Source organism: Roseicyclus sp. (assembly GCF_018402035.1).
In the GTDB taxonomy this organism is placed as follows: domain Bacteria; phylum Pseudomonadota; class Alphaproteobacteria; order Rhodobacterales; family Rhodobacteraceae; genus Roseicyclus.
This window is the reverse complement of the sequence record NZ_JAGYJN010000009.1, coordinates 46554-54674: the sequence shown is the minus strand read 5'-3', so window position 1 is coordinate 54674 and position 8121 is coordinate 46554. Positions and strand designations below refer to the sequence as shown.

Below are 8121 nucleotides of genomic sequence, written 5' to 3'. Positions count from 1 at the left end.
GCCCGCGCCAAGCGATCATTGATCGACGCGCAATCAAATCTGATCAGCACGCGAGACGTGTTGGTCAGATTTTCATCAATACATTGAAATATATCTATTTTCCATATGCTCGCGGGCCTGTTTGTTTTGTTGACAAGGAAATTGGAACGATCCAATAATTCTGTCAACAGGGCCGGATACTGCGGCCCATGATTCGTGCGCGGGTCACTAAGGGGGAGAGCGAACCATGCGGTGGGGATTGATCGGCGCGAGCAATATCGCGGCAAATCACATGATCGGGGCCATTCGCGCGGCCGGTGGCGATATCCGTTCGGTTCTGAGTTCAGACGCGGATCGCGCCAAAGCTTACGCCGCCGAGCATGGCATCACGCAGGGTCATTACGATCTGGATGCGATGCTGGCCGCCGATGATCTGGATGCTGTCTATATCTCGACCACCAATGAAAAGCACTTCGCCCAAGCCATGGCTGCCATCGCCGCAGGCAAGCATGTGCTGTGCGAAAAGCCCCTTGCCATGACTGTCGCCGACGCCGTCACCATGGTGCGCGCCGCCGATGCGGCGGGCGTTGTCTTTGGCACCAACCACCATCTGCGCAACGCAGGATCGCATCTGGCGATCCGAGACGCGGTCGCGGCCGGGCGCATCGGCCAGGTGCTGTCCGTGCGGGTGTTTCACGCGGTGTACCTGCCGCCTTTCTTGCATGGCTGGCGGCTTGATAATCCCAGCGCGGGTGGCGGGGTGATCCCCGATATTGTCGTCCATGACGCCGACACCGTGCGCTTTCACTTGGGTGAAGACCCGGTGGATGTCGTGGCCATCGACGCCGCATCGGGCCTTGGCCAAGGGGTCGAGGATAGCTGCATGTCGGTCTGGTCCATGCCATCGGGCGCGATGGTCATGGCGCATGAAAGCTTTACCCATGCCTATGCCCAAACGGGGCTTGAACTGCATGGCACCAAGGGGTCGATCATCGCGCGCAACGTGATGACGCAGCGCCCCGTGGGTCAGATCACACTGCGCACAGAGGCGGGCGAGGAAACGATCAGCTTTTCCGATCACAATCTTTACGTCCGCGCGATGGATCATTTCCACGCCGCGATGCGGGGGGAGGGGCGGCCATCGGCCGATGGGATCGACGGGATCAAATCCTTGGCCGTTGCCGCCGCCGTGGCGCAGGCTGCCAAGACCGGCGAGCGCACCGCGGTCGATTACGGCGGGGTGTGATCATGGGCAAACTTGTCACCGCCGCCGAGGCTGTCGCGCGCATTCCCGATGGGGCGGTTGTCACGGTGTCGTCTTCATCGGCGCTGGGCTGTCCTGATGCGGTGCTGAAAGCGTTGGGCGACCGCTTTCGCGCCGAGGGGCATCCGAGGGGCCTTACCACCCTGCACCCGATCGCAGCGGGCGACATGTATGGGGTCAAGGGCGTCGAGCATATCGCGCAAGACGGGCTTTTGTCGCGTGTGATCGCGGGCAGCTATCCGTCGGGGCCATCCAACCTGCCCATGCCCGAGATCTGGCGCATGATCGTCGAGGATCGCATCGCCGCTTATAACGTGCCCTCGGGTATCATGTTCGACATGCACCGCGATGTGGCAGCGCGCCGCCCCGGTGTGTTGACCAAGGTGGGGCTTGAGACCTTCGTCGATCCGTTGCGCGAGGGCTGCGCGATGAACGCGCGCGGTGCTGCCGCGCCGATTGTGCGGCGACAGGAATTTGGCGGGCAGACATGGCTGCATTTCCCCAACATCGTGCCGCAAATCGCCATCATTCGCGCCACCACCGCCGATGAGCGTGGCAACCTGACCTATGAACACGAAGGCGCCTATCTTGGCGGCCTTGATCAGGCGATTGCCGTGCGTAACCATGGCGGGCTGGTGATCGCGCAGGTCAAGCGCATGACCGCCGCCGGGTCTTTGCGCCCTCATGATGTGCATGTGCCGGGCCATCTGGTCGATCTGATCGTTCTGGCCCCCGACCAGAAACAGACGACCGAAACGCAGTATGACCCCGCCATCTCGGGCGAGATCATGCGCCCATGGGACAGTTTCAGCTTTGGTGAACATGGCGTGGAAAAAGTCATCGCGCGCCGCGCCGCGATGGAGTTGAAGCGCGGGCAGACCGCGAACCTTGGCTTTGGCATCTCTGCTATGGTGCCGCGCATTTTGCTGGAAGAAGGGTATGCGCAGGCCGTGACATGGGCCATTGAACAAGGTGCCGTGGGTGGCATGCCGCTGACCGGCTTTGCCTTTGGCTGTGCCTCCAACGCCGATGCCTTTGTCCCTTCGCCCAACCAGTTCAGCTATTTCCAAGGTGGTGGGTTCGACCAGACATTCCTGTCGTTTCTCGAGGTGGATGTGCAGGGCAATGTCAATGTCTCGAAACTGGGCAAGAAGCCTTATCTGACAGCAGGCTGTGGCGGTTTCGTCGACATCACATCGCATGCGAAAAAGATCGTGTTCTCTGGGTTTTTCGAGGCCGGGGCCGATCTGGATCTGTCTGACACCGGCCTGCGCGTCACCAAGCCCGGCAAATTCGCCAAGATGGTGGATCAGGTTGAACATGTGACGTTCTCGGGCGCGCGTGCGGTCGCGCAGGGGCAAGACGTCATCTACGTGACCGAACGCTGCGTGATCCGCTTGACGGCACAGGGGCTTGTCGCGGTCGAAATCATGCCGGGGATGGACCCCGCGCGCGACATCGTGGCGGCCAGCGACGGGCGGGTGCGGGTGGCGGAAAACGCAACTGCGATGCCCTTGTCACTTTTGCGCGATCAGCCGATGGGATGGGCGCCATGAGTGCCGTTCATCTGCAGATCGACGGGCCAATCGCGCAGATCGTGCTGGACAACCCCGCCAAGCTGAATGCCTTTACCCCCGAAATGCTGGCAGCGCTCGAGGCGCATTGCACCACACTGGAGCGCGCGGGCGGCGTATTGGGTGTGATCGTGCGCTCCGAAGGGGATCGCGCCTTTTGCGCGGGCGCTGATATCAAGGCTTGGGCGGGGCTTTCCCCCTTCGATTTCGCGCGTCATTGGGTGCGCGAGGGGCATCGCATCTTTGACCGCTTGGCGCGGTTGTCGAAACCCACCATTGCGGTGATCCACGCCCCGGCCTTTGGCGGTGGGTTGGAACTTGCCGCCGCTTGCGACATCCGGGTGATGGCCCCAAGTGCGACGCTTGCACTGCCCGAGGCGCAGGTGGGTATCGTGCCGGGCTGGTCGGGCACACAGCGATTGGCCCGGCTGATCCCGGAACCGGTGTTGAAAGAAATGGCGCTGTTTGGGCGGCGTTTGGATGCTGCCCGCGCCCACGGCTTGGGCTTTGTGGCCGAGGTTGCTGACGACCCGTTGGCCATGGCCGAAAGCATCGCGGCCCGCCTCGCCCATGCCTCTCCGCGCGCGGTCGAGGTGGCAAAATACCAGATCCACGCCGGCGTTGGCGAAGACCGCGCCGCCATGATCGAGGCGCTGGGCGGCGGCATGATCGGTGCCAGCGCCGATAGGGCCGAAGGCGTTGCGGCCTTTGCCGAGAAACGCAAACCCATATTCCCCGCAAGCTAAGCAGTGCAACGCGCTGCCGTTATTTCGATTGTGCGGATTGGCAAACCGGGTTCTGGTCGGATTATCCAAAAGCGGCGGGGCTTTGCGCCCAAGGTCTGGTGATTGGTCGCAATCTGCGGCGTGGGTCGTATGACAGTGATAAGTGCTCAGACATCCGTTTCAGGCATGAACAGTCGGTTCAGCCGCTCTTGCGGTTCGCCATTCATCCGCCTGAGCAGCATCTCGGCCATGGCGCGGCCCGTGGCGCGCAGATCCTCGAAGACGGTGTCGATACGCGGACGGACATTGTCGAAGATCGGCGAGGCGCGCTTGGCCACGATATCGGCATCCACCCCTTGCACCGCGCCCGTGTCGGTTAGCGCGGCCAGCGCCAAAAGCGCCGTGACCTCGCCCACGCAGACATAGCCATCGGGCGGGTTGGGGGCATGGCGGCGTTGCATCAGCGCGGCTGCAATCGCGGGCGGGGGGCTGTCGAGCGTCACACCGGGGACAATCTCATGATCGATGCCCGCCGTGCGCACCGCCGATAAAAAGCCGTAGCGCAAATGCTGGGTAAAGGTGAACTGATCGCCGGGCAGAACAAGGCTGATCCGGCGTCGCCCCTTGGCGACGAGATGCTGGACTGCTTGGCGCGCAAAAGCCTCATTATCGTAATCGACCCAAGGATGGGGCGTGGTGAATTCGGTGCGCCCGTGGCTGACAAAGGGGAAATCCGCCTCCATCAACAGGCGCACGCGCGGATCAAAAGCCTCTGTCCGGGTGAACAAGATCCCGTCGGCCAGATTGTTGCGCAGAATCGTGCGCACGGGGGCCAGCCGGTCTTCGCCGGGGCTATCGGGCACCACGGTGACGGAATAGCCGGTGCCGGCCAGCACCTCGGTGATGCCGGACAGGAATTCATGGGTGAAGCCCAGAAATTCATGCTGGGTATTGAGCAAAAGGCTGATGACCTGCGTGCGACCCGTGCGCAGGCGGCGCGCGGCGCGATCTGGCACATAGCCCAGCCGATTGGCCGCAGCGGTCACCGTCTCGCGGGTGGTTGCGGCGATTCGCGGATCGCCGGCCAAGGCACGCGACACGGTCGCGACGGCAAAGCCCGTTTCTTGCGACAAGGTGCGCAAGGTCGGCTTCTCGCCTTGGATATCCTCGCCCATCGCTAAATTTCGTCCTTGGGTTGTGGTGAGTGGCATAGTGACCAAGTTTTCAAACGTTTCAATAGTCGAATCTGCAACGAATATTTTTCTGCATCGCAGAAGAATCTTCTGTTTATTGCTGCTTATGCGAAATGCGGTGACATTGAAACTTGCAATTTGGGGTTGACGCGACCCCAATTTATAACGTTTCAATTATCTCAAGCTCGATAAGGGCGATGGTCAATCAGGGAGGAACCGAGACATGACCATGCTGAAAGAACTACATATGACCGCTGCCGTTTTGGCACTGTCGACCACTGCGGTCGCGGCCCAAGAGGTAGAAGTGCTGCATTGGTGGACCTCTGGCGGTGAAGCTGCTGCCGTTGGCACGTTGCGCGACACGCTGGCCGCTGGCGGCGTGAGCTGGCTCGACATGCCCGTGGCCGGTGGTGGCGGCTCTGACGCCATGACCGTTCTGCGCGCCCGCGTCACCGCAGGCGATGCGCCGACCGCCGTGCAGATGCTTGGCTTCTCGATCCAGGATTGGGCGGCTGAGGGCGCGCTTGCTAATCTCGACGCCCTTGCCGCCGAGCAAGGCTGGGCCGCTGTTGTGCCGGCCGCACTTCAGCGCTTTTCGACCTATGATGGCAGCTGGGTTGCCGCACCGGTCAACGTCCACTCGACCAACTGGGTTTGGGCCAACACTGCAATAATGGCAGAGCTTGGCTTGTCGCAGCCCACCAGCTGGGAAGAGTTCGTCGCCGCGATGGAAGCCGCCAAGGCCGCCGGTAAGACCGCGCTCGCTCATGGTGGTCAGGCATGGCAGGAAGCGACCATGTTCGACTCGATGGTGATGGGTGCCGGTGGCCCCGACTTCTATCAGGCCGCGATGGTCGATCTCGACCCCGCCGCGCTGGGTTCGGACACGATGGTCGAGGCCTTCAACCGCATGGCAACGCTGCGCGGCTTTGTCGATGACAACTTCTCGGGCCGCGACTGGAACCTTGCCACCGCGATGGTCATCAATGGCGATGCGCTGTTCCAGATCATGGGTGACTGGGCCAAGGGCGAATTCGTGAACGCGGGCATGACCGCCGGCAACGAGTTCACTTGCTTCCGCGTGCCCGGCACCGAAGGCACCGTGACCTTCAACTCTGACCAGTTCGCGATGTTCAACGTGTCCGACGCGTCTGCCCAGCAGGCCCAGCTTGCCATGGCATCCGCCGTGTTGAGCCCGGAATTCCAAGTGGCGTTCAACCTCGTCAAGGGTTCGGTGCCCGCGCGGACCGATATCCCCTCGGACCAGTTCGACATGTGCGGCCAGATGGGCATGGCACAGCTTGCCGAAGCGGGCGCCAATGGCGGTCTGTTCGGCTCGATGGCACATGGCCATGCCAACCCGCCGTCGGTGCAAAACGCGATGTATGACGTCATCACCGCGCATTTCAACGGTGAGTATGACGCGGCCACCGCTGCCGCCGAACTCGTCACTGCAGTCGAGATCGCGCAGTAGTCCTTGCGCAGATGACCGGCCCCGACACGCGCGGGGCCGGTCTTTTTTCAGGTCCAACCGGACCAAAGCAGCATCTTCAAGACAAAGGGGGGGGCCAATGGCCGCATCGACCGATACGGGCGTTGACCTGCGCACGCGGCTTCAGACATGGCTGCCCAAGCTGGTCTTGGCACCCTCGCTCGCGATCATGCTGGTGTTCGTCTACGGCTTTATCGCCTTCACGATCTACCTCAGCTTTACTGACAGCCGCATGTTGCCCTCGTTCGGCTGGGTCGGCTGGGACAATTACGACCGCCTTTTCCGCATCCGCGAATGGAACACGGCGATCAGCAATCTTGCGGTTTTCGCCACGCTTTACATCGGCATCTCGACCCTGATCGGGCTCAGCCTTGCCATTCTCCTCGATCAGAAAATCCGGGGCGAAGGGGTGCTGCGCCCAATCTTTCTCTACCCGATGGCGCTAAGCTTCATCGTCACCGGCACGGCGTGGAAATGGTTTCTCGATCCCGCCATCGGGCTGGAAAACACCATGCACCTGTGGGGCTGGGAAAGTTTCACCTTCAATTGGATCAAAGACCGCGAAATGGCGATCTATACCGTTGTCATCGCCGCGGTCTGGCAATCTTCGGGCTTTGTCATGGCGATGTTTCTGGCGGGGCTGCGGGGCATCGACAACGAGATCTTGAAGGCCGCCCAGATCGATGGCGCCTCGAACTGGAACCTGTATCGCCGGATCATCTTGCCGCAACTGCGCCCTGCATTCTTGTCGGCCTTCGTCATCCTGAGCCATCTCGCGATCAAATCCTATGATCTGGTCATCGCGCTGACGGGGGGTGGCCCCGGCAATGCCACGGCGCTGCCTGCGACCTTCATGTATTCCTACACCTTCACGCGCAACCAAATGGGCATCGGTGCGGCCTCGGCGGTGATCATGCTGATGACGATTGCCGCGATCATGGTTCCCTATCTTTACGCTGAGTTGAAGGAGAAGAAGTGATGGCTGTCGCCTCCGCCGATACCGCCATTCGCACCTCGCGCATCACGCGGGCCTTCATCTATTTGTTCTTGCTCTTGTTTGCGCTGTTCTACCTGCTGCCCTTCGGGATCATGCTGGTGAACTCGCTGAAACCCTTGTCGGAGATCACCGGCGGCAACATGATCGCCCTGCCGCAGGAATGGACGATTGCGCCATGGCTGTCGGCATGGTCCACCGCCCAAATCGGGGTGGAGCCGACGGGCCTACGCCCTTATTTCATCAATTCGCTGGTCATGGCCGTTCCCGCCGTGGTGCTGTCCACTGTCGTGGGCGCGCTCAACGGCTATGTGCTGACCAAATGGCAATTCCGCGGCTCGACCATCATCTTCGGGCTGTTGCTGTTTTCGTGCTTTATCCCGTTCCAGATCGTCCTGATCCCCATGGCGCGCATTTTGGGGCTTTTGGATATAGCGGGGACGACACCGGGGCTGATCTTAGTGCATTTCGTCTACGGCATTGGCTTTACCACGCTATATTTCCGCAACTATTACGCGGCCTTTCCCACCGAATTGGTGCGGGCGGCCCAGATCGACGGGGCGGGGTTTTTCCAGATTTTCTGGCGCATCATGCTGCCCAGTTCCGGCCCGATCATCGCGGTCAGTTTCATCTGGCAATTCACCAATATCTGGAACGACTTTCTCTTTGGGGCTTCCTTTGCATCGGGCGGTTCAGCACCGATGACGGTGGCGCTCAACAACCTCGTGAACTCCTCCACGGGTGTGCGCGAATACAATGTGCATTTCGCGGGTGCCATCATGGCGGCCGCCCCGACGCTTCTCGTCTATATCGTTGCGGGACGCTATTTCGTGCGCGGCCTCATGGCTGGGAGTGTGAAGGGATGACGCCGAATTTTCGTACGAAAATTCGGGTCCACGA

General features: G+C 61.2%; 7 protein-coding genes. 6 read left to right on the top strand and 1 reads right to left on the bottom strand.

Features of this window, described 5'->3' with window-relative positions:
- Positions 1-226: 226 nt before the first annotated feature.
- Genes KG698_RS12715 through KG698_RS12705 form a run of 3 tightly spaced genes read left to right on the top strand, consistent with a single transcriptional unit; the run spans position 227 to position 3563 of the window.
- Positions 227-1225 (top strand): Gfo/Idh/MocA family oxidoreductase, encoded by a 999-nt coding sequence (locus tag KG698_RS12715; RefSeq protein WP_213685960.1) that lies wholly within the window; start codon positions 227-229, stop codon positions 1223-1225.
- 2 nt (positions 1226-1227) lie between these two features.
- Positions 1228-2799, top strand: a complete 1572-nt coding sequence (locus tag KG698_RS12710) for an acyl CoA:acetate/3-ketoacid CoA transferase (protein ID WP_213685959.1) — start codon at positions 1228-1230, stop codon at positions 2797-2799.
- A complete protein-coding gene (locus tag KG698_RS12705; protein ID WP_213685958.1) occupies positions 2796-3563 on the top strand; it encodes an enoyl-CoA hydratase/isomerase family protein in 768 nt (255 codons plus the stop codon). Before KG698_RS12710 ends, KG698_RS12705 begins: the two co-directional genes overlap by 4 nt.
- Before the next feature lie 146 nt (positions 3564-3709).
- Here KG698_RS12705 and KG698_RS12700 read toward each other — a convergent pair whose 3' ends face one another.
- Positions 3710-4753: a LacI family transcriptional regulator gene (locus KG698_RS12700; protein WP_300983909.1), complete on the bottom strand. Its 1044-nt coding sequence runs from the start codon at positions 4751-4753 to the stop codon at positions 3710-3712.
- A gap of 211 nt (positions 4754-4964) precedes the next feature.
- Between KG698_RS12700 and KG698_RS12695 the strand changes: the two genes are divergently transcribed.
- The 3 genes from KG698_RS12695 to KG698_RS12685 all read left to right on the top strand — a co-directional run bounded on the left by KG698_RS12695 (position 4965) and on the right by KG698_RS12685 (position 8087).
- Complete coding sequence (locus KG698_RS12695; RefSeq protein ID WP_300983914.1) at positions 4965-6209, top strand: ABC transporter substrate-binding protein; 1245 nt, start codon at positions 4965-4967, stop codon at positions 6207-6209.
- Between the two features lie 97 nt (positions 6210-6306).
- Entirely contained in the window at positions 6307-7206 is a 900-nt protein-coding gene (locus tag KG698_RS12690) for a sugar ABC transporter permease (RefSeq protein ID WP_213685956.1), read from the top strand.
- Positions 7206-8087, top strand: coding sequence for a carbohydrate ABC transporter permease (locus KG698_RS12685; protein WP_213685955.1), 882 nt, complete (start codon positions 7206-7208; stop codon positions 8085-8087). The genes KG698_RS12690 and KG698_RS12685 overlap by 1 nt, the downstream gene beginning before the upstream one ends.
- Positions 8088-8121: the final 34 nt, after the last annotated feature.